We start from the raw sequence: 21,409 nt of genomic DNA, 5'->3' as shown, positions 1-21,409 counted from the left end.
TCACCGCTTGCGCGCCAATGCCCGACGCGCCGCAGCGGTAATCCCGTGCGCGGTTATGCCGTAATGTTCGAAGAGGAATTCCACCGAGCCGGTGACGACGAAGCCGGGAAAGCCGACCCGCTCCACCGGAACAGGGTGATGTCCGGCTGTGTATTCCGCGACCGCTCCTCCCAGTCCGCCACGAATATTGGCTTCTTCCACCGTCACGATCGCACCGGTTTCTCCAGCAGCTGCCGCGAGCGCTTTCTCGTCGAGTGGATTAATGGTCGCCATGTTGAGCACGCGGGCGGAGATGCCTTCGCTCCGGAGCTGTTCTGCGGCGAGGACTGCGAGATGCACGGTCGTACCGCAGCCAATTAAGGTGACGTCGCTGCCGGAACGGATCACTTCAGCCTTCCCCGGACGGAATGCACGGTCCTTGACCGCGAGGTCTGGCACGGGCATTCGGCTCAGGCGCAGATAGACAGGACCGTCATGCGCGGCTGCCCATCTGACCGCCTGTTCGGTTTCCCAGGCGTCTGCGGGAACGATGACGGTGATGGCATCCAGCGGGCGAAGCCAGGCGAAATCTTCGATCGAATGGTGCGTCGGCCCGAGTTCGCCATAAGCCACTCCCGACGATTGCCCGACCAGTTTCACATTGAAACGCGCATAGGCGATATCGGCCTTGATTTGCTCCAAGGCACGGCCGGTGAGAAAGCATGAGGCTGCGGAGACGAAGGGGATCTTGCCGCCATTGGCAAGGCCCGCACCCACGCCGACCATGTTTTGCTCGGCGATGCCAACATTGACCAGCCGCTCGGGGAAGGCTTTCTGGAAGCCGCCGAGTTTGGACGAGCCGACAGAATCGTTGACGACGGCGACGATCCGCGGGTCGACGGCTGCGAGATCCTCGATCGTGCGCGCCCAGGCGTCACGGCAATCGCGAAAGCCTTCCTGTTTGGTGGCGGGAGCAGCCATCAGATCAGTTCCTCCAGAGCAATCTTGTACTGTTCGGCATTGGGCACGCCATGGTGCCACGATGCCTTGTTTTCCATGAAGGAGACACCCTTCCCCTTCACGGTGTTGGCGATGACGCAGAGCGGGCGGCCCTTGCCGGTGCGCGGGGTCGCAAGGACGTCGAGGAGGGCTCCGATGTCATGTCCATCGACAATGACAGCCTCCCAACCGAAGGCACGGAATTTTTCGTCGAGGGGATCGAGCCCATTGGTCTCTTCGGTGCCCATGCCCTGCTGCAGGCGGTTGCGGTCAACGATCAGGCTGAGGTTCTCGAGTTTTCGATTACCTGCAGTCATCGCAGCTTCCCAGTTGGACCCTTCCTGCAGTTCACCGTCACCGGTCAAAACAAAGGCCCGATGGGCCTGGCCCGAGATCTGGGCGGCAATGGCGATGCCCAGTGCGACAGGCATGCCGTGCCCGAGAGGACCGGTGTTGGTTTCAACACCCGGCAGGTAGTTCCTGTTGGGGTGGCCGTTCAGCCTGGAGTTCGCCTGCATATAGGTGCTGAGCCAATCCTCCGGGTAATAACCGGCGGCACAGAGCGCGGTGTAAAGCGCCCCGGTCGCATGTCCCTTTGACATGATGAACCGGTCCCTGCTTTCAAGCTCGGGTTTCATCGGGTCGTAGCGCATCACGCCAAAATAGAGTGTGGCGATGATATCGATCGCGGAAAAATCTCCGCCGGGATGCCCGAGCTGGGCGTCGTGGACCATCTTGAAGGCACGGCGGCGCATCCAGAGGGCCCGGTCCTTGATGGTCTGAACGGTGTCGTTCGCAAGCATTCAAAAGCCTTTCAGTCTGGGGCTGGTGCATCGTAGAAGCCGCTCACATGGCGCCGAAAAGAGCCTTCTGGGCAATCCGCAAGGCGGCAATAGCGTCGTGCCGGCTCTGGGCTTCCCTCAGGGCATCGACATCGAGCGCCTCAAGACCTTTTCCAGCGGCCTTCAGGAAGTCGATAGCGTGGTTGGCGGTCGTCACACTGTCCTCGCGGAAGGGGAACTGGTCGAGCTGCCACACGCCTTCCCACTTGTTCTTTCGAAGCACGTAGAAAAATTCGAAGAGCTCGATGGGGTGCAGGCTTCCGGCAACGAGATCATCGTCCCAGCTGCGATAATTGTCGTTCACGTCCATGCCAAACAGGCGCCCGTAGTCGATCGCAAGCTGCGCGCTGTCGGCGGCGGACTCGCCACCCATGATCGCATGGCCGAAATCCAGGAGAATACCAATGTTCGGCAGACCGATCTTCTCGATGCCGAGAAGTGTCCGGGCGACCGAGCCAAAGCTCATGCGGACCCTGGGTTCGCGCGGCTTGTACTCGATAACGAATTTGAGATCAGGGTTTTCACTTGCCAGCTGGCCCACGCCGTCGAGCGAGTGCTTCCAGAGAGTGCCGTAGTCGACCTGGAACGGGTAGTCCCAACCATCCTGCCCCGGCCACAGCTTCACATAGTCAGCGCCGAAGTAGCGAACCTGATCGCAGGCTTCTGTTACCAGCTCATGCGTACGCCTGCGAATGCCGGCATCGGGATTGGTGAAGGAGCCTTTGGAGAATTCGCGCGTGTATATCTCGGGTGTAATGCCGATCACGCCGAGATTGTTGCGATCGAGGGCAGTCTTGATGTCTGCGTTCGAGAAGTCTCCGCCGAAGAAGGGGTAGTTGATGTCGACGACCGACAGGTCGCGCACCTGACCGGCGAGGTCGATCGCGTCGATCACGCTGCGTGGCGTGCCATATCCGTCGGTCGCGTAGCGATCGACATAGGTCGCGAAATGCCAGATTCCGGCGCCATAGCGTTGGGTCGTCATGGATTATTCCTCCCGTCTTGAGCACGTCGCCCACCTGCTAAAACATTTGTATGGTCCGGATCTTGCGCGGTTCCGGGGCCTTTACTGCTCGTGAGCGTCTTTCATATAATGCTGTTTGATTTCGATATCTTCCATAAATCGAAGAGATCGACAAGAGTCTTTCAAATTTTTGCGCAAGATTTGCTGCATCGCAGCGAAAACGGCGTCGATTCGGTCCGAACATTGAGAAAAAGCCTAAATAATCGAAGACGGAACGTCGCAAACAGAAACAGATTGACAGAAATCGAAATCATTCGATAGAAAATGAGGCGGGTCACAAGGAGGTGGCTTGGAGAAAGGGAGGATCTTATGAAAATTTCACGCCGTTTGCTCGTATCCGTTTGCGCATTGACCCTGTCCGGCTTTGTCCCGGGTTTTGCCATGGCTGCCGATACGATCGCGATCATTACGCCGAGCCACGACAATCCGTTCTTTAAGGCGGAGGCCGACGGTGCCGCGGCCAAGGCCAAGGAACTGGGCTACGAGACGATGATCCTGGTCCATGACGACGACGCCAACAAACAAAACGAGCTGTTCGATTCCGCCATCGCGGCAGGTGTTAAGGCGATCATCCTCGACAACGCCGGTGCCGATGCTTCGGTCGCGGCCGTTCAGAAGGCCAAGGACAAGGGCATTCCGTCCTTCCTGATCGACCGCGAAATCACGGCAACGGGTGTGGCTGTCTCGCAGATCGTTTCGAACAACTACCAGGGTGCACAGCTCGGTGCGGAAGAGTTCGTCAAGCTCATGGGCGAAGAAGGCAATTATGCCGAACTCGTCGGCAAGGAATCCGACACCAATGCGGGTATCCGCTCGCAGGGTTACCATGACGTGATCGACCAGTATTCGAACATGAAGTCGGTCGCTCGTCAGACGGCAAACTGGTCGCAGACCGAAGCCTATACGGTGATGGAATCCATTCTGCAGGCGCATCCGGATATCAAGGGTGTCATCTCGGGCAACGACACCATGGCCATGGGCGCTTATGCGGCACTTGAAGCAGCCGGCCGCAAGGATGTCATCGTCGTCGGCTTCGACGGCTCCAATGATGTTCGTGATTCCATCCTGAAGGACGGCATCAAGGGCACCGTTCTGCAGCCGGCCTATCAGCAGGCCCAGCTCGCCGTCGAGCAGGCCGACAAGTTCATCAAGACCGGCGCGACCGGCGTCGAGGAAAAGCAGCTGATGGACTGCATTCTGATCAACAAGGACAACGCGTCAAAGCTCGAGACCTTTGCTCTCAAGCCGTGACGTCCTGCTTGAATGTCACCCGGGGCGTTTGCGCCCCGGGTGACACCTCTGTTGAAGAAAATGGTCGTCTGATGATGAAACCTATCCTGCTCACGACGGGCCTCATGCTCGCGTTAAGCCTTTCGGGCTGCAAGCTCGTGAAAACCGAGGGCGCCGACGAGGCATCCGCCGATCCGATCGCAACGCTCGTGTCGGAGACCTTTGACGCAAAACTCGTGCCGGCGTTGTCGGAAAAAGCGGTCGATCTCGCCGTATTGCGCGATGCTGCCAAGGCCGGGCTCGATCAGGCTGGCGGCAAATATGGCTTGCGCGTTGGTGGTGCGGGTGGCGGCTGGAACTTTCCCGTCAAGGGCAAGGGTAAAGTCATCGCAGAGAACCGCGCTTCGAAGGCGGCTGTTGCCGACATCGATATCGACGGCGATGGCACCTCCGACCTTACCCTTCAGCTCGGCCCGGTCGTGAAGGGGTCAGCGCTGCGGGATGCCACGTCCCTCTATGATTTTTCGGCATTCCGGGACCAGATCGAATATGCGCGGCTCGGACGCGCACTCAACGATCGCGCGGTCTCGACAATTCCCGCCGACGCCCCAATCAGCGGCAAGACCATCGAATTCCTGGGCGCTACCGTGCTTCGCTCGCCAACTGAAAAGCCGCTTGTTACGCCCGTCTCGATCAAGGTCATGCCATGAGCGAGGCGCATCCAATCGGCCTGACGATCCGCTCCGGCTCGAAGCTTTATCCCGGCACGCAGGCGCTGAAGAATGTCGATTTCGATCTCCGCATGGGCGCGGTCAACGTTCTGGTTGGTGAGAACGGGGCAGGCAAGTCGACGCTGATGAAGGTCATCGCGGGCGTGGAGCAACTGAATGGTGGTACCATTACGCTCGACGGCAATCCTGTCGTTTTCGCCGACCGGACCGATGCCGCCCGCCATGGCGTCGGGATCGTCTTTCAGGAACTCAATCTGTTTCCCAATTTGACGGTGGCGGAAAACATCTTCGTCGGCCACGAAAAGACGATAGGCGGTGTGCACATCGACCGGATGGCCCAGCATGCGGTTGCGGCCGCGCTGATGAAGCGTCTGGAGCAAGATATCGATCCCGATATGCCGCTGGGTAACCTGAGGATCGGCCAGCAGCAGATTGTCGAGATCGCCAAGGCGCTCGCCGAAGATGCGCGCATCCTGATCCTCGATGAACCGACGTCTGCGCTGTCTGCTGCCGAGGTCGAGGTGCTGTTTCGCGTGATCGGCGACTTGAAGCGCCAGGGTGTTGGCATCGTCTACATTTCCCACCGGCTCGAGGAGCTGATCCGGATTGGCGATTACATCACCGTGCTTCGCGATGGCGTGATTACCGGCGCGCGATCCATGGAAGGGGTCGATATCCCCTGGATCGTCTCCAACATGATTGGCAGCGCATCCAAGGAGTTTCCCAAGACGGAACACCAATCGCTCGGTGACGAAGTCTTTCGCGTCGAAGAGGTTTCATTGCCGAGACCAGCTGGTGGCTATGTGGTGGATCACGTGTCGCTCTCGGTACGGTCAGGTGAAATTGTGGGGCTTTACGGCCTGATGGGAGCGGGGCGATCCGAACTGCTCGAATGCATCATGGCGCAGCATCCAGGCGCGAGGGGCACGCTGTATATCGGCGGCGAGCGCGTCAAGGAGCGAAGCGTTTCGGGTCGGATCCGCCGTGGCCTCGCCCTGATCCCGGAAGACCGGAAGCGCGATGGCTTGGTGCAGATCATGAGCATCCGCGAAAATCTCACCCTTTCGTCGCTGGGTGATTTTACCAAGGGTTTTCATCTCAGTCTGAGAGCCGAAGCCGCCAAGGCGGTTGAATTCGTCAAGCGCATGGCAATCAAGATCGCCAGCCTCGAACATCCGGTTTCCAGCCTGTCAGGCGGCAACCAGCAGAAGGTCGTGATCGGCAAGGCGCTGATGACCCGTCCGCGCATCCTGTTAATGGATGAGCCGTCCCGCGGCATCGATATCGGCGCCAAGGCCGAGATCTTCCGTACTATGCGCAAGCTGGCGGCAGATGGCCTCGGTATCCTCTTCGTCACCTCGGATCTGGAGGAGGTCCTGGCCCTCTCTGATCGCATCCTCGTCATGGCGAATGGCAGGCTGACCGGCGACTTTCCGGCCGGTGCCGCTGCCGCGGAAGTCATTTCCGCCGCTACGCCCCATCTGAACAAGGTCAAATCCTCATGAGCAGTCCCGTCATTGCCCAAGGCAGCAAGGCCCTCGGCCCGTCGTCGCAAACCTCGATGCTGCTGCTTCTCCTGAAGATGCGCACCTTCGTGGCACTCATTCTGGTGTTTGCCTTTTTCGCAATCGCTGCCCCGAACTTCCTCTCCGGGGCGAATATGTTGATCATCTCCAAGCATGTGGCGCTGAACGCCCTGCTTGCCATCGGCATGACCTTCGTGATCGTTTCCGGGGGCATTGACCTTTCGGTTGGCTCAATCGTCGGCCTGTGTGCCATGGTCGCCGGCTGGTTGGTTCTGTACGGCATCGACCTGCAGATCGGCTGGAGCCTGCAGTTCAATACAATCGAGATATGCCTGATCGTGGCGGTCGTCGGTGTCCTGGTCGGTTTGATCAACGGACTACTGATTACCAAGCTCAATGTGGCGCCCTTCATCGCCACGCTCGGCACGCTCTATGTTGCCCGCGGCGCGGCCCTTCTCTTCTCCGACGGCCGCACATTCCCCAACCTTGCCGGCAATGCGGACTATGGTTCCGACACCTTCAGGCTGATCGGCTCGGGGTCCCTATTCGGGTTTCCGCTCTCCGTCTGGATCATGGTCGTTGTAGCACTTGCCGCGGCCTATCTCGCGACACGGACACCGCTTGGTCGCCACATCTACGCGGTCGGCGGCAACGAGCGGGGTGCAGCACTCTCCGGCGTCAACGTCGATCGCATCAAGCTCTTCGTTTACATGTTCTCCGGCTTCTGTGCCGCCCTTGTCGGTCTCATCATCGCCTCGCAGCTGCAGGCAAGTCATCCGGCGACGGGCGAGACCTTCGAACTCAATGCGATCGCCGCGGCCGTTCTCGGTGGCACCTCAATGTCAGGCGGGCGCGGTCGCATCGGTGGCACGATTGTGGGCGCATTTGTCATCGGCATCCTGGCGGATGGTCTGATCATGATGGGGGTTTCCTCCTTCTGGCAGACCGTCATCAAAGGTCTTGTGATCATCGCTGCTGTCGTGGTCGATCAGGTGCAGCAGAAGCTACAGGCTCGGGTGGTCCTGCAGAGCCCGGCATGATGAGGATTTCAACTGGCGGGCACTTGTTGTAAGGGAGCCGTGGGTTAAGATCGAAACACTGCGCTTTGCTTGCGAAAATCGAGGTTTGTTGAGACATGGACGCGAAGACAGAAAACGATTCTGCCGAATCCATGATCGGCTTGCTGTCCGAGCCAAGGCGTCGGCGGATCCTTGAATGGCTGCAGGAAGAGGGCTCGGCGCGCGTGCGCGAACTTGCGACCGCTTTCCACGTCTCCGAGGCGACCATCCGTCAGGATCTCGAACGTCTGGAAAACGAAGGCTTTATCACCCGCGAGCACGGTGGCGCCTATCTGAATTCTGTAGCGCCCCAGATCGGCACCATGACCCTCCATCATCAGGAGAACATGGACAAGAAGCGCAAGATCGGCGCCTTGGCAGCAAGTCTGGTTAAAGACGGCGAGACTTTGATCCTGGACGCAGGGACGACAACTACCGAAATCGCCATGCGGCTCACGAACCGCCGCAACCTGACCCTCATAACCAACGCCTTGAACATCGCGATCATTCTGGGCGCGGTTCCGACTTTTGCGGTGCATATGCCCGGCGGGCAGTTCAAGTCGCCGACCCTGTCGCTGTCGGGTGACAAGTCGGTCGAATATTTCAGCAACATCTTTGCAGGCAAGTTGTTTCTGGCGACAGCCGGCGTCGATCTGGAGGCCGGGCTGACCTATCCAAGCTTTGCCGATCTTCAGCTGAAGGAAGCCATGATCAAGGCGGCAGCCCATGTGTATCTGGTGGCGGACTCGACCAAGATCGGACGGTCCTCCTTCACCCGCCTCGGATCCCTTGATGTCATCCAGTCACTGATCACCGACGAGGGCATCCCGGATCGCGTTGCGCGGGAGTTCGAGCGTAGAGGGGTGGAGGTTCTGATCACCTCTTGATGTCAGTTGTGACCGTCTTTCAACCGGCTATTCGCGACGCGAACTCCGTCGCTCCCAGTCTCGCCCCGCTGCGACGGTTGGCCGTCCTCGACCGAGGGGAAGCAAAGTTCAACGCACGTGCCCTCCCCGATGCGGGAAGTGATCTTGACCTCACCGCCTGACTGGCGGACGAATCCGTAAACCATGGCAAGGCCCAGACCTGAACCACCTGTCTTCGAACGAGTGGTGAAGTAAGGCTCCATTGCCTGGTCGAGAACCTCAGGGGACATTCCCACACCTTCATCGGTGACGGCGATCATGACCGTTGCTTGCTCTCGTCGAGCCTCCACCCGGATCAGCCCACCATCCGGCATAGCCGCCGATGCGTTGAGGCAGAGGTTGAGGATCGATTGCTCAAGGAGGGCGGGATCGAGGCGGACGGTCGGCAGATCGGCCCGAAGCTCGAGCGCCAGCCGGTTCCGCGACCCGATCGCCATTTCCAGCACATCGGCCATGCCACTCAGCACCGTCGAAACATCGATCGAGGCCGGATGAATCTGCTGCTGACTGCCAATGGACAACATGCTGGAGGCGAGCGCCCGCCCACGTTCGGCAGCCTTGCGAATGCGGCCCAGATGGCGTTTCTGTCGATCCGTGAAGCCAGGTTCGCGCTCCAGCAGACCGAGGCTCCCGGTAATGATACCGATCATGTTGCCGACCTCGTGGCTCACCTGATGGGTCATGCGCATCACCACATCAAGGCGCTGTGCGCGAGCAGCTTCCACCTCCTGCCGATCCATCACCGTCACGTCCCGGGCAAGCAGCACCACGCCTCCGTCCGGCTGGCGAGAGGCAGAAATTTCCACCACCTGATCGTTGGCGAAGCGCTGTCGGTGCACGTGCCGCTCAAGGAGTGTGCCACTTTCGTGCTCCGTCGGCATCAGCAGTGGATCGATTTCGGGCACCGAGCCGACAAACCGGCGCAGCGGCATTTTCCGCGATGATCCCGTCTGCCGCATCAATTCGATGATGCGGCGGTTCATGGTGATCGGCCGACCGGCCGGATCGAAAAGGGCAATGCCTTCGTTCATTGTGCGAAAAGTTGATCGGATCGTACGCGCGGCCGCTTCCGCCGTGCGCCTCAAACGGGACACCCGGTCAACGCTCTCCTTGAAGGCACGAAACGCATCGAGCAGGCGGATCAACTCGGTCTCTGTCCCGGCATAGACCGGGGAACCTACGTTCTCTTCACCGCGTGCCAGTGCATTCATCCCACGCGAGAGATCGCCTATTCCGTGGGACACCCGCATGACCGACCGAATGGAGAGGATTGCCAGAAGGACCACCGCAAATGAGGACAGCAAGATCATCACGAGCAGTTGGCGCAATGCGCTGGACGTCGTCTCAAGATTCCGGTTGAGCGCGCTTGCCACCAGCGCACTTTGTGTTTCCGTCGCGTGCGAAAGGTCACGCGAAACGGTGTGCAGGCGCGAGACAGACGCCCGGATCGTGAACATTTCCAGGAGATAGCGTGTCTGCGCCTCGAAGATCTTGCGATAGGGCTCAAGCTGTTTCGGCGACACCCGTAGATTGGGACCAGGTGCCAGCATGCGGGCCGACGTTTCGGCCACGAAACGTCGTTGAAGCTCCCCCAACTGGAAGAGACTGTCAGACGTCGAGGCAGATTGTGCAATCCCGTTTAGACGCTGCCGCAGGTCCTTATCCTCAATCACGCGAGCGGTGGCGATCTCGCCAAGCGCGACGGCTGCCTCGGCCTTGTGACCCTGAGCAGCGTCGGCATTCGCGGAAAGAGCGAGCGTCTGCGCCTCGATGTTTTGCAGCAGTTCAATGATCCGCCTTGCGCCGGTGCCCTGCATGGCGGCGTTCGGCTGGTCAGGTGCCATCGTCTGGAGCAGGGTTTCCACCTGGACGACCACGGCTCGGCTCTCGCTCGAAACCCGATACGGTGACGTGGCATTCATCAGGAAGGGCGCGCTTGAAACGAGGTCTGAGACCTGTCGTGACACAAGCGATGCCTTGGCGAGGCTGGAAAAGGCCTGCACACTGTAGGCCGACATCTCGCTGCGCGCTCTCTGCAGACCATAGATAGCGACAGTTGAGAGGAGCAGAACAGAGGCGCAGATGAAGGCGATCGCGAAGGGCAATCGAAAGGCGATCGAGGAGACCAAGGCGCGGTTGATCAAGGCAATGATCCGGCGTCGTCTGTGTGCAAAACATAACCTTTGCCACGTCGTGTCTGGATATGCCGGGGTAAATCGGGATTACGCTCGATCTTGCGCCTGAGGCGCAGCACCAGAACATCGACGTTTCGATCGACGAAACGATCGGAATCGGCGCCCATCCGGTCGAGGATCTGAGCGCGGCTCACGGGTGTATTCGGCGTTTCGGCGAGGATTTCCAGCAAGGCGAATTCAGCTGAGGTCAGCGTCCTGGTTGGATCGGCAAGGCAAACGGCGCGGCGCTGCCCGAGATCCACGGCCCATTCCCCGAGCCTCAGCGCCGCCAATGGAGTTGTGCGATCAGCGTCTCTGTCATGACGCAGTTGCGGATGGGTGCGTCGCAGAACCGCCTTGATCCGTGCGGTGAGTTCGATCGGTTCAAACGGCTTTACCACATAATCGTCTGCCGCAGTTTCAAGGCCGAGCACCCGGTCGGTGGCACTGCCCGCCGCCGTGACCATGACGATGCCGACATCAGTCTGGGCCCTCAATCGTTGGGCAAAAGCGCGTCCCGAAAGGCCCGGCAGATTGTGATCAACCAGAACCAGTTGAACTGTTTCGTGCTGCAATCGCTCCTGCGCAGCTTCCGCAGAGGGTGCCGTTACCGGTACCCACCCCTCGGCCTCGATCAGATCGCAGATAAGCTCCGCCATATCCGGATCGTCCTCGACGATCAGAATTTTTACCTTCTGGTTCAACAAGTTGCAGTCCTCCCAACGGCATCATAACCGGGCAGGGCAAAAACAACAAAGACTTGGTGGTTATCGGCGAACGTCACAATTGTAATATTTGCAATCTCTGCAACGGGTACTCTCGGCTTGGTGAAAGATCAGTAACCATTCTTCGGTTGCCAGCAGTGATCGATACGGACATGCTTTACTCATTGGAACGGGGAGGTTCCAAGGGAGGACGATGTGAAGTTATTGACCGCCATCGGCGCCGGGCTTTTTCTGACTCTGCCCAACGCTCCGGTTTCCCGGGCTGCCGACACGCTGAACGTCCTCTGTGGCGTCGACGAAGCGTGGTGCGCCGTTATGGAGAAGACTTACGAGGCGAGGACCGACCTTGCTGTCAACATGCCCCGGATGAGCACTGGCGAAATACTCGATCGTGTGCGTACCGAGAAAGATGCGCCAACGGTCGATGTCTGGTGGGGCGGCACCGGTGTCACTCACCTTCAGGCTGCCTATGAGGGGCTGCTCGAACCCTATCGTCCCCAACAGGAAGCAGACCTTCTGCCCTGGGCGCGGAACTTCTTCTCTTTGTCTGGCGGTACATCTGTCGGCCTTTATGCCGGGGCACTCGGATTTGCTTACAACAGCGAGCTTCTGGCGGCTGCAGGATTGCCGGCGCCCAACTGCTGGAAGGATCTCGCAAAGCCGATCTATCGCGGCCACATCCTGTCTGGAAACCCGCATTCGTCAGGCACCGCCTTCACAACGCTTGTGACGCTCGTGCAGTTGCTCGGTGAAGACGAAGCGTTTGGCTATATGCGCGAACTCGGACGCAATATCACCGAATACACAAAGGCCGGTGCTGAGCCGGTCAAGGCTGCGGGCAGGGGAGAGATCACGATCGGCATTTCCTTCATGCATGATGCCGTCACGCAAAAGGAGGCGGGCGCTCCCCTTGTGATCGTCGCGCCCTGCGAGGGCACCGGCTACGAGATCGGTGCGGTCAGTATCGTCAAGGGCAGTCGCAATCTGGAAGAGGCGCGGCGCTTCGTCGATTTTGCGCTGAGCCCCGAAGGGCAGGCAACGGGTGCCGCCGCGGGCCAGAACCAGGTGCCGTCCAATGCCCGGGCCATGCTGCCGCCCGCCGCTCCCGATATCTCGATGATCAAGATGGTGGACTATGATTTTGCCACCTTCGGATCACCGGAACAGCGAAGTCGGCTCTTGAGCCGCTTCGATAGCGAGATCAACCCGACCAACTAATTTTTTGACGATCGGACACTCCGAGACACGGTGCTTTGAAGGGCACCGACGCCGAAGGCTTGTCCGTTTTCTTCGACTTCCATCAGACGCAAGCAACAGGAGGATACCCATGCGACTGACAATACTCTCCACTCTACTCTTCGCCGGCACCAGTTTGACGGCCGGTTCGGCCATGGCCGCCGGTGAACTCAACCTCATCTGCGCCGCCGACGTCGTCATCTGCGAACAGATGCAGGGCGATTTCGAAAAGGCGCACGACATCAAGGTCAACATGGTTCGCATGTCCTCAGGCGAGGCCTATGCCAAGATCCGCGCCGAAGCCCGCAATCCGAAGACCGACCTGTGGTGGGCCGGTACCGGCGACCCGCATCTCCAGGCCGCGTCCGAAGGGCTGACGGAAGAATACAAGTCGCCCATGCTCGACCAGTTGCAGGATTGGGCGAAGAACCAAGCTGAAAGCTCGGGTTTCAGGACCGTCGGTGTCTATGCCGGCGCGCTCGGCTGGGGCTACAACACCGAGATCTTTAAGCAGAAGGGTTACAAAGAACCAGTCTGCTGGGCCGATCTCCTGGCGCCCGAGCTGAAGGGCGAGATCCAGATCGCCAACCCGAACTCGTCGGGGACCGCCTATACGGCGCTCGCCTCGCTCGTGCAGATCATGGGCGAAGACAAGGCCTTCGAATACCTGAAGTCGCTCAACGCCAACATCTCGCAATACACCAAGTCCGGCTCCGCTCCGGTGAAGGCTGCTGCCCGTGGCGAAACCGGTCTTGGCATCGTCTTCATGCATGATGCCGTCGCTCAGACGGCGGAAGGCTTCCCGGTCAAGGCGATCGCACCTTGTGAAGGCACCGGCTACGAGATCGGCTCCATGTCCATCGTCAAGGGCGCTCGCAACATGGACAATGCCAAGACCTGGTATGACTGGTCGCTGAAGCCTGAGGTCCAGTCGCGCATGAAGGACGCTAAGTCCTTCCAGCTTCCTTCAAACAAGACCGCCGAGATCCCCAAGGAAGCGCCGCGGTTCGAAGACATCAAGCTCATCGACTACGACTTCAAGACTTATGGCGATCCGGAAAAGCGCAAGGCACTGCTCGAGCGCTGGGACCGTGAAATCGGTGCCGTCGCCAACTGACGCCTGACACTATCCGCCGGCGGTTTCTGGACCGCCGGCCCCCTTCCTTCTTCCGCTTCTACTGATGAGGTCGACCATGAGACATGGCAACCGCAGACTGGACCTGTTGCTGGCATTTGGAGCCGTGTCCTTCATTCTGCTTCCCTGGTACAGGCTGGAATCCGGCTTCTTCGGATTGGACTGGCTTGGCGATTTTCCCTTCACGGAGAGCGCAGCACCAGGCGTGTTGCAGCTATTGGGCTATGGTCGGCTCTGGCTTCTCGGTGTCGTTCTCTTCTTCAGTCTCGGTTTCGCAGCACGTTTCATTGCCGACCCGATGCGCCGTGGTGCGTTTTTTGCGGCAGCAGGTGCGGCAGGCCTCGTCTATCTCTGCCTGCAGGGGCTTGCGGTCGGTTTCTCCGGCTGGACCTGGGGGATCAGTGAAACCCTTTTCGGAGCGCTATCCGATGGGCAACCCTCCATGGGCGCCGGCGCCGTCACCATGGCGATCGTCTTCGTGCTCATGTTCGCCTTCGGCCTCGTGGAGCGCGGCGTGATGAAGGGCGATGCCTTCGTCGTTGGGTCGATCTCGCTGCTTGTCTTCCTCGTCTTCGTCTTCGTTTTTTATCCGATCGGCAGCATGCTGGTGGCGGCCGTCCAGGATTTCGACGGTTCCTTCAAGCCGGATGGCTTCATCCGCAACCTGCAGGATCCGGGCATCTGGAGCCTGAGCTGCCTAGTGGGTGAGGGCCGCTGCGGCGTCGCCTGGCGCACCTTCACGCTCGCCATCATGACGGCGTCCGCCTCCACATTGCTGGGCCTTGCCTTCGCACTCGTGGCGACCCGCACCCGCTTTCCTTTCAAGAAGGGGTTGCGGCTTCTCACCGTCCTGCCGATCATCACGCCACCCTTCGTCATCGGCCTTGCACTCGTTCTGCTATTCGGTCGCGCCGGCGTGGTCACCGAAACCCTCTCCAGCCTTTTTGGCATCGAGCCTGGTCGCTGGCTTTATGGCCTGACCGGCATCTGGATTGCCCAGGTCCTGTCTTTCACGCCCATCTCCTTCCTGGTCCTGATCGGCGTCGTCGAAGGCGTCAGCCCATCTATGGAAGAGGCTTCGCAGACGCTGAGAGCCGATCGCTGGCGCACCTTCTGGCGCGTTTCGCTGCCTCTCATGAAGCCTGGCCTCGCCAATGCCTTCCTGATCGGTTTCATCGAAAGCATGGCCGATTTCGGCAATCCGCTGGTGCTTGGCGGCAGCAATGGTGTGCTCTCGACCGAAATTTTCTTCGCGGTCGTCGGCTCGCAGAACGATCCGTCGCGTGCGGCCGTCTTGGCTCTGGTCCTCCTCTTCTTTACGTTGTCGGCCTTCCTCGCCCAGCGCCTCTGGCTGTCGGGCAAGAACTTCGCGACCGTTACCGGCAAGGGAGACAGCGGGGCGCATATCGCGCTGCCACGCGGCCTGTCGATCGGTGTGCATGCCATCGTCATTCCGTGGATGATCTTCACTGTCGTCGTCTACGGCATGATCCTCGTCGGTGGCTTCGTGACCACCTGGGGCCTCGACAACACGCTGACGCTCGATCATTACGCCCGTGCATTTTCAGTCAGCTTTCAGAACGGCTCGATTGCCTGGACCGGTGTTGCCTGGAATTCCTTCTGGACGACCATGGAGATCTCGCTCATCTCCGCGCCGCTCACCGCAGCCGTCGGCCTCCTGACCGCCTACATCATCGTCCGGCAGAAATTCGCTGGCCGGAACCTGTTCGAATTCGCCCTGATGATGAGCTTTGCCATCCCCGGTACCGTCATCGGCGTCAGCTACATCATGGCCTTCAATCTGCCGCCGCTCGAAATGACGGGGTCTGCTCTTATCCTCATCGCCTGCTTCGTCTTCCGCAACATGCCGGTCGGCGTGCGCGGCGGGATCGCGGCGATGAGCCAGCTTGACAAGAGCCTGGACGAAGCATCGCTGACCCTTCGGGCCAACAGCTTCCGCACGGTGCGCAAGATCATCCTGCCGCTGTTGCGACCGGCAATCACCGCCGCCCTTGTCTATTCCTTCGTTCGCGCCATCACCTCGATCAGCGCCGTCATCTTTCTCGTCAGCGCCGAACACAACATGGCGACCTCCTACATCGTCGGCCTTGTCGAAAACGGCGAGTATGGTGTGGCAATCGCCTATTCCTCGATGCTGATCGTCGTGATGATCACGGTCATCGGTGGTTTCCAGCTCCTCGTCGGCGAACGCAAGCTGCGTCGCGAAAACCGTATTGCCGGTCTCGGCAACAACAGTCCCGTTCCTCTCGGTCAGGAGAAAACCGCATGATCACCGTCAAAGCCGGATCCGTCACCTTCCAGAATGTCCGCAAGGCCTTTGGCGCTTTCACCGCCATCCATGATCTTTCACTCACGATCGAGCCGGGAACGCTTGTGACCCTGCTTGGCCCCTCCGGCTGTGGCAAGACGACCACTTTGCGCATGCTGGCAGGCCTCGAGCATCCGACCTCCGGAAAGATCCTGATCGGTGGCAAGGATGTGACCATGTTGCCGGCCAACGAGCGCGATGTTTCGATGGTTTTTCAGTCCTATGCGCTCTTTCCACATATGACCTCGCTCGAAAACGTCGCCTATGGCCTTCAGTCGTCAGGACTGGGCAAGAAGGAGGCGCGTGAGAAGGCCGAGGAAGGCCTCAAGCTCGTCGGCCTCGCCGGCATGGGGCATCGCCTTCCGGCCGAGCTTTCGGGTGGTCAGCAGCAGCGCGTGGCCGTCGCCCGTGCATTGGTTCTCGAGCCGCAGGTGCTGCTGCTCGACGAGCCGCTCTCCAACCTTGATGCACGCTTGAGGCGCCGAGTGCGAACCGAAATCCGCGACCTCCAGCAGCGTCTCGGCTTTACCGCCGTTTACGTCACCCATGACCAGGACGAGGCGCTTGCCGTTTCCGACCGGATCATCGTCATGAAGGATGGCGAAATCGCCCAGTCGGGGGCACCGCGCGAACTCTACGAGGCACCGGCCTCGCCCTTCATTGCCGACTTCATGGGCGAAGCGAATGTGTTGCCCTGTGAGGTGCTCCAGTCTGATGGCGGCGAAGTTCTGGTCAGGGTGAGCAATATCGAACACCGCCTGCACTCTACAGCCGCAAAGGGCTCGGCCAAGCTTGCGGTCAGACCCGGTGCCATCCGGATCGATTCTGCCGGCGCAGAGGGCCTGAGGGGCCGCGTCCTGCACTCCGCCTATCTCGGCGGCCATGTGGAATACGAGGTCGAGACCGATGTCGGAACGCTCTTCGTCGTCGATCACGACGTTGATCATGCCCATGCCGCCACGAGCGACGTCACATTGGCGTTCAAGAACCGTGGCATTGCCGTGATCAGCGGCTGATGATTTCTTAAAAGAAGACCAAGGAAGAAGAGAATGACAATGAATGATACGGCACTCGCAGCGCGTTTTGCCCTTGCCAAGACGCTGGCAGCGGAAGCGGGCGCCATGGCGCTCGACTATTTCAATCGACGCGAGACGCTGGTGATCGAGACGAAGCGCGACCTCCAGGACGTCGTCTCCATCGCCGACCGCAATGTCGAGACCTTCCTGAAGGAGCGCGTTGCCGAAATCTACGCCACCGACGGCTTCCTCGGAGAAGAGTTCGGCCATGACGAAGGCTCCTCCGGCTTCACATGGGTTGTCGACCCGATCGATGGGACTGCACCCTTCGTCAACGGGATGCCGACCTGGTGCGTGTCCGTCGCGATCGTTAGGGATGGTGAGCCGGTCGTCGGCGTCATTCACGTGCCCTGCTCGGACGAACTCTTCGCGGCGGCCAATGGCCTCGGCGCAACGCTCAACGACAAGCCGCTACGTCTTGACCCCACACGGAACTTGCAGAATGCAATGACGGGCATCGGCTGCAACAACTACGTCACGCCCGAGCGCGTTGGCGCGATTATCGCCGGTCTGATGCAACGCGGCGGCAATTTCATCCGCAATGGATCGGGTGCCCTGATGCTCGCCTATGTCGCAGCCGGCAGGCTGGTCGGCTATTACGAGCCCTATATGCGCGCCTGGGATTGCATGGCAGGCTTCTGCCTCGTCCGTGAAGCCGGCGGCAAGAACCTTCCCTTTCCCGCAAGCGGTGCTGAATTCTTAAATGGCCATCCGGTGCTTGCCGCAAATCCGTCCTGCTACGATGAACTGATGCAGCTTCACCTCAACAATCTCTAGAGCTTACAGGGTCCCGAAGACGACTAGCGGACAATATCGCCGACGTTGGCCCAGCGTGTAAATTTGGGGCCAAGGCCTTCAAAATGATGTCGACTTTTCTGGCTGAACGCGGACTTTGGGCCACCAGTCCAAGTCGTCGCGTTAGCGAGTTTGAGCAAGCTCGGGGAAAGAAAGCTTTTCTAAGAGGTTTACGCGTAGGGGCTCCAGCCAATTTGGGAGGCCCACTTGTGCGCAAAGGATGGCCTGATAAACGGCCCTCAGAATTCCTCAAGTTTCTGAAGAGAGGTCGCTTTTTTATGTGAGAACAGTCGCCAAATGTACGCGCAAAGAGGTCCATAACGAGGTATCTATTGAGGTAAGCCGTGCCCTCTAAGGCATTGATATCATTTGATGGTTAAGATTGGCCGGGGAGCGTGGATTCTCACATAATTTCAAGGGCTTAGAAAAATTGCCTTTGATTTTCCCATGTTTTCCTGCCGCGAGCGACCGTGGATGCCATCTTTGTGCCCTGGCTTTGGGCCGACGTCAACATGGCGGGAGAGCGGCAATTATTTCCGCTCGGGAGCGCTGAAGCCGGAGGTGAGTTGTGTATATCGCGGGGCAGGATTGCAAGATAATTGCTATCGCGATCCCGTCAGTCTGGTCGGAAATGTGCGTGGCTCTGGCCGACCGAAGTAGCGAGGCGCTCCGGAAAGATGACGCCGTAGCCGACCTCCATTCTCAATCACCGCGAGTGCGATGCAGACTATAAGCAAAATCGAGCGACTAACCTGCTCATTAATTAGAAATTCTACAGTATTTTCTCATTCTTCTAAATTGAGCTAACTCCTCCGCAGTCCTACTCTTTCCTCATCGGCCGCTGTGGGAGGCGGCTGGAGGATGCGGCTGGATGTCGTGTCTGCGGAGGAGATCACTCGCTCAGGGCAAATCGAAACCGGTGGTTCAGGTGTGAACCTCGGCGCGAGATTGCTCGTCGTCGATCCGGCCGCTCTCATCGGATTTGCCCCTGTCGAGGATATCAACATGAATCTTTATTCCCTGCTTTCCCTGCGCGCCTCGAATGGTCGTCCCGTACGCGTCGGATTGATCGGTGCCGGCAAGTTTGGCTCCATGGTCCTGGCTCAGGCCCAGCGTATTGAGGGCCTGCACATGGTGGCGGTCGCCGACCTCAATGTCGGTAAGGCGAAGGAATCGCTGGAGCGCGTCGGCTGGCCGAAGGAGCGTTATTCGGCTGAAAGCTGCGGAGATGCCATCAAGTCCGGCAAGACCTATGTCACCTCGGACGCAGCCGATCTCTTCGGGTGCGACGAGATCGAATGCATCATCGAGGCGACAGGACATCCCATCGCTGGAACTCGTCATGCTTTGGGGGCGATTGAAAGCAACAAACATGTCGTCATGGTCAACGTTGAGGCCGACGTCATGGTAGGGCCGATCCTTGCCGAGAAAGCCCGCGCGAAGGGCCTCATCTATTCGATGGCCTACGGTGACCAGCCGGCCTTGATCTGCGAACTTGTCGACTGGGCCCGCGCAACCGGCTTTGAGGTCACGTCAGCCGGCAAGGGCATGAATTTCGAGCCGCGATACCGCTACTCGACGCCCGATACGGTCTGGAGCTTCTTCGGCTGGACCGAAGAAGAGGTCGCCAAAGGCGACTTCAATCCGAAAATGTATAATTCCTTCACCGATGGCACCAAGGCTGCGATCGAGATGGCAGCCGTTGCAAACGGCACAGGCCTCGATTGCCCGGATGATGGGCTGGCTTTCCCGCCCGCTGGTCTGCACGACCTCGCACGCGTGTTCCGCCCGGCATCCGACGGTGGCCGCATGGCACGCAGCGGTCTGGTGGACATCGCAGCCAGCCAGGAACCTGACGGCCGCGAGGTCTTCAACAATATTCGCTACGGCGTCTTCGTCACCTTCAAGGCGCATAACGAATATGCCCGCGCCTGCTTCAAGCAGTATGGGCTGCTGACCGATCCCTCAGGCTGGTACGCTTCGATGTGGCGACCGTTCCATATCATCGGCCTCGAAACCTCCATCAGCGTGCTCTCTGCCGTGCTGCGCAATGAGCCGACCGGCTGCTCCAAGGAGTTTCGCGGCGATGCCGTGGCAACCGCCAAGAAGGATATGCAGCCGGGCGAGATGTTGGACGGCGAAGGCGGCTATGCCGTCTGGGCCAACGCCATTCCGGCCACGCGCAGCCTTGACCTCAAGGCGCTGCCCATCGGTCTTGCGCACAACGTCAAGCTCAAGCGCCCAATCAAGAAGGACCAGATCGTTTCCTTCGATGACGTCGAAATCGTCAACGACCTCGATGTGGTCGGCCTGCGCCAGGAGATGGAAGCGCGCTTCCGCCCGGCCAAGATCGCTGCCGAGTAAGGGGCAGGGAAGATGACAAGCCATCCCTTTGTCGTCATTGCCGAGTTTCAGGTTAAACCCGGCATGATGACGGCCTTTCTGGAGGCCGCTCGTGATGACGCGGCTCATTCGGTTGCCGATGAACCCGGCTGCCGGCAGTTCGACGTCATCTGCCCGCAGGGCTCTGACGACACCGTCGTCTTTTATGAGGTCTATGACAGCCGTGCAGCCTTCGACGCCCATCTTGCGACGCCGCATCTGGCCCGTTTTCGTAACGCGTTTCCGTCGCTGATCATCGAAGAGCGACCCGTCCGGTTCGCCGATCGTCAGCATCCTGGAGGATAAGGTTTAATGAACGCAGCGGAAATACAAGAGACCGTCGCCGTTCTGGGAACCGGCATCATGGGAGCCCCGATCGCAATGCGCCTAGCAAATGCCGGGTTCAAGGTAACGGCCTGGAACCGCAGTCCTGACAAGGCCGAGGTACTGAGGCCGCATGGCGTAGTCCCAATGTCCTCGGCGGCAGATGCGGTGCGCGACGCGAACGTTGTCATCTGCATGCTCAGTTCCGGTCCCGTCTGCGAGACCGTGCTTGGTGGGAAGGATGGAGCGATTGCGAGCATGCGCCCCGATGCGACACTCGTCGTCATGAGCTCCATTCCGGTCGAGACCGCGATTGCCATCGCGGGGTTTGCCGAAGGCCGGGGCATTGCCTGCCTTGATGCACCGGTTTCCGGTGGCGAACTTGGGGCGAAGGAAGGTCGGCTTGCGATTATGGCAGGSGGCGGCGCCTATGTCGTTGATGGGCTTGCACCGATTTTTGCTCCCCTTGGTCGTGTGACCCATGTCGGGCCATCCGGGAGCGGCGCCCTCACCAAGCTTGCAAACCAGCTCATCGTTGCGTCGACCATCTGCGCGGTCGCCGAGGCCCTGACACTTGCCGAAGCTGGCGGTGCGGATCCGGCGCGTGTCCGCGAAGCTCTTCTGGGTGGCTTCGCCGACTCGACCGTCTTTCGCCAGCACGGCCTGCGCATGGTGGAGGGGAACTTCACGCCCGGCGGCCCGGCCAAGTACCAGGTGAAGGACACATCGACCGCACTCCGCTTCGCGCAGAGCCACGGATTGAAGCTGCCGGTCGGCGAGGAGGTTGACCGTTTGTTTCAGGCCATGGTGGACCATGGCAATGGAGACCTCGATCACAGCGGGGTCATTCTGGAGTTAAAGCGTATGAACTCGGCTTAAGCCCCGGTCCGCGCTTCAATCATCATCAATGTCAAACGG

Annotated in this window: 18 protein-coding genes; 13 read left to right on the top strand and 5 right to left on the bottom strand. The window is 59.7% G+C overall.

What is annotated here, in order from left to right; genetic code table 11:
- From ASE36_RS05200 to ASE36_RS05190, 3 genes are read right to left on the bottom strand one after another with little or no spacing between them, the layout of a single operon-like run.
- Positions 1 to 960, bottom strand: coding sequence for a transketolase family protein (locus tag ASE36_RS05200; protein WP_062276198.1), 960 nt, complete (start codon positions 958 to 960; stop codon positions 1 to 3).
- Complete coding sequence (locus tag ASE36_RS05195) at positions 960 to 1,781, bottom strand: transketolase (protein ID WP_062276197.1); 822 nt, start codon at positions 1,779 to 1,781, stop codon at positions 960 to 962. The genes ASE36_RS05200 and ASE36_RS05195 overlap by 1 nt, the downstream gene beginning before the upstream one ends.
- Before the next feature lie 43 nt (positions 1,782 to 1,824).
- Positions 1,825 to 2,805 (bottom strand): sugar phosphate isomerase/epimerase family protein, encoded by a 981-nt coding sequence (locus ASE36_RS05190; RefSeq protein ID WP_062276195.1) that lies wholly within the window; start codon positions 2,803 to 2,805, stop codon positions 1,825 to 1,827.
- 348 nt (positions 2,806 to 3,153) lie between these two features.
- On the opposite strand from ASE36_RS05190, the gene ASE36_RS05185 reads away from it, so the two are divergent.
- The 5 genes from ASE36_RS05185 (at position 3,154) to ASE36_RS05165 (ending at position 8,276) form a co-directional block, all read left to right on the top strand.
- Complete coding sequence (locus ASE36_RS05185; RefSeq protein ID WP_062276193.1) at positions 3,154 to 4,095, top strand: D-ribose ABC transporter substrate-binding protein; 942 nt, start codon at positions 3,154 to 3,156, stop codon at positions 4,093 to 4,095.
- Positions 4,096 to 4,166: 71 nt separating this feature from the next.
- Positions 4,167 to 4,784 carry a DUF2291 family protein gene (locus ASE36_RS05180; protein WP_062276191.1) on the top strand — a complete coding sequence of 206 codons (618 nt, stop codon included), beginning with the start codon at positions 4,167 to 4,169 and terminating at the stop codon, positions 4,782 to 4,784.
- Positions 4,781 to 6,310: a sugar ABC transporter ATP-binding protein gene (locus ASE36_RS05175; RefSeq protein ID WP_062276190.1), complete on the top strand. Its 1,530-nt coding sequence runs from the start codon at positions 4,781 to 4,783 to the stop codon at positions 6,308 to 6,310. Before ASE36_RS05180 ends, ASE36_RS05175 begins: the two co-directional genes overlap by 4 nt.
- On the top strand, positions 6,307 to 7,371 hold the full coding sequence (locus ASE36_RS05170) for an ABC transporter permease (RefSeq protein WP_062276188.1): 1,065 nt from the start codon (positions 6,307 to 6,309) through the stop codon (positions 7,369 to 7,371). The genes ASE36_RS05175 and ASE36_RS05170 overlap by 4 nt, the downstream gene beginning before the upstream one ends.
- Before the next feature lie 95 nt (positions 7,372 to 7,466).
- Positions 7,467 to 8,276, top strand: coding sequence for a DeoR/GlpR family DNA-binding transcription regulator (locus tag ASE36_RS05165; protein WP_082510840.1), 810 nt, complete (start codon positions 7,467 to 7,469; stop codon positions 8,274 to 8,276).
- A 2-nt stretch (positions 8,277 to 8,278) separates the two neighbouring features.
- On the opposite strand, the gene ASE36_RS05160 is transcribed toward ASE36_RS05165, so the two are convergent.
- Entirely contained in the window at positions 8,279 to 10,459 is a 2,181-nt protein-coding gene (locus ASE36_RS05160) for a sensor histidine kinase (RefSeq protein ID WP_082510838.1), read from the bottom strand.
- The gene (locus ASE36_RS05155; RefSeq protein ID WP_062276186.1) at positions 10,456 to 11,196 is read right to left on the bottom strand and encodes a response regulator transcription factor; all 741 of its coding nucleotides are present in this window, start codon (positions 11,194 to 11,196) and stop codon (positions 10,456 to 10,458) included. Before ASE36_RS05155 ends, ASE36_RS05160 begins: the two co-directional genes overlap by 4 nt.
- Before the next feature lie 213 nt (positions 11,197 to 11,409).
- Here ASE36_RS05155 and ASE36_RS05150 point away from each other — a divergent pair, with 213 nt between their 5' ends.
- From ASE36_RS05150 to ASE36_RS05115, 8 genes are all read left to right on the top strand, one after another.
- The gene (locus ASE36_RS05150; protein WP_413813640.1) at positions 11,410 to 12,432 is read left to right on the top strand and encodes an ABC transporter substrate-binding protein; all 1,023 of its coding nucleotides are present in this window, start codon (positions 11,410 to 11,412) and stop codon (positions 12,430 to 12,432) included.
- 109 nt (positions 12,433 to 12,541) lie between these two features.
- On the top strand, positions 12,542 to 13,567 hold the full coding sequence (locus ASE36_RS05145) for an ABC transporter substrate-binding protein (protein WP_062276184.1): 1,026 nt from the start codon (positions 12,542 to 12,544) through the stop codon (positions 13,565 to 13,567).
- Positions 13,568 to 13,643: 76 nt separating this feature from the next.
- Positions 13,644 to 15,875, top strand: a complete 2,232-nt coding sequence (locus ASE36_RS05140) for an ABC transporter permease (protein WP_062276183.1) — start codon at positions 13,644 to 13,646, stop codon at positions 15,873 to 15,875.
- Positions 15,872 to 16,930, top strand: a complete 1,059-nt coding sequence (locus tag ASE36_RS05135) for an ABC transporter ATP-binding protein (protein ID WP_062276181.1) — start codon at positions 15,872 to 15,874, stop codon at positions 16,928 to 16,930. Before ASE36_RS05140 ends, ASE36_RS05135 begins: the two co-directional genes overlap by 4 nt.
- Positions 16,931 to 16,963: 33 nt before the next feature.
- Positions 16,964 to 17,767: an inositol monophosphatase family protein gene (locus ASE36_RS05130; protein ID WP_062276179.1), complete on the top strand. Its 804-nt coding sequence runs from the start codon at positions 16,964 to 16,966 to the stop codon at positions 17,765 to 17,767.
- A 1,023-nt stretch (positions 17,768 to 18,790) separates the two neighbouring features.
- Entirely contained in the window at positions 18,791 to 20,149 is a 1,359-nt protein-coding gene (locus tag ASE36_RS05125) for an NAD(P)H-dependent oxidoreductase (RefSeq protein WP_062278088.1), read from the top strand.
- A gap of 12 nt (positions 20,150 to 20,161) precedes the next feature.
- Positions 20,162 to 20,473, top strand: a complete 312-nt coding sequence (locus tag ASE36_RS05120) for a putative quinol monooxygenase (RefSeq protein ID WP_062276177.1) — start codon at positions 20,162 to 20,164, stop codon at positions 20,471 to 20,473.
- Positions 20,474 to 20,479: 6 nt separating this feature from the next.
- Positions 20,480 to 21,370 carry an NAD(P)-dependent oxidoreductase gene (locus ASE36_RS05115; RefSeq protein WP_062276175.1) on the top strand — a complete coding sequence of 297 codons (891 nt, stop codon included), beginning with the start codon at positions 20,480 to 20,482 and terminating at the stop codon, positions 21,368 to 21,370.
- The last annotated feature ends 39 nt before the right edge of the window (positions 21,371 to 21,409 follow it).

Origin of the sequence: Rhizobium sp. Root274 (genome assembly GCF_001429245.1) — a bacterium.
GTDB lineage: Bacteria > Pseudomonadota > Alphaproteobacteria > Rhizobiales > Rhizobiaceae > Allorhizobium.
Note: the sequence above shows the minus strand (reverse complement) of the source record. Positions and strands in the feature narration are given on the sequence as shown.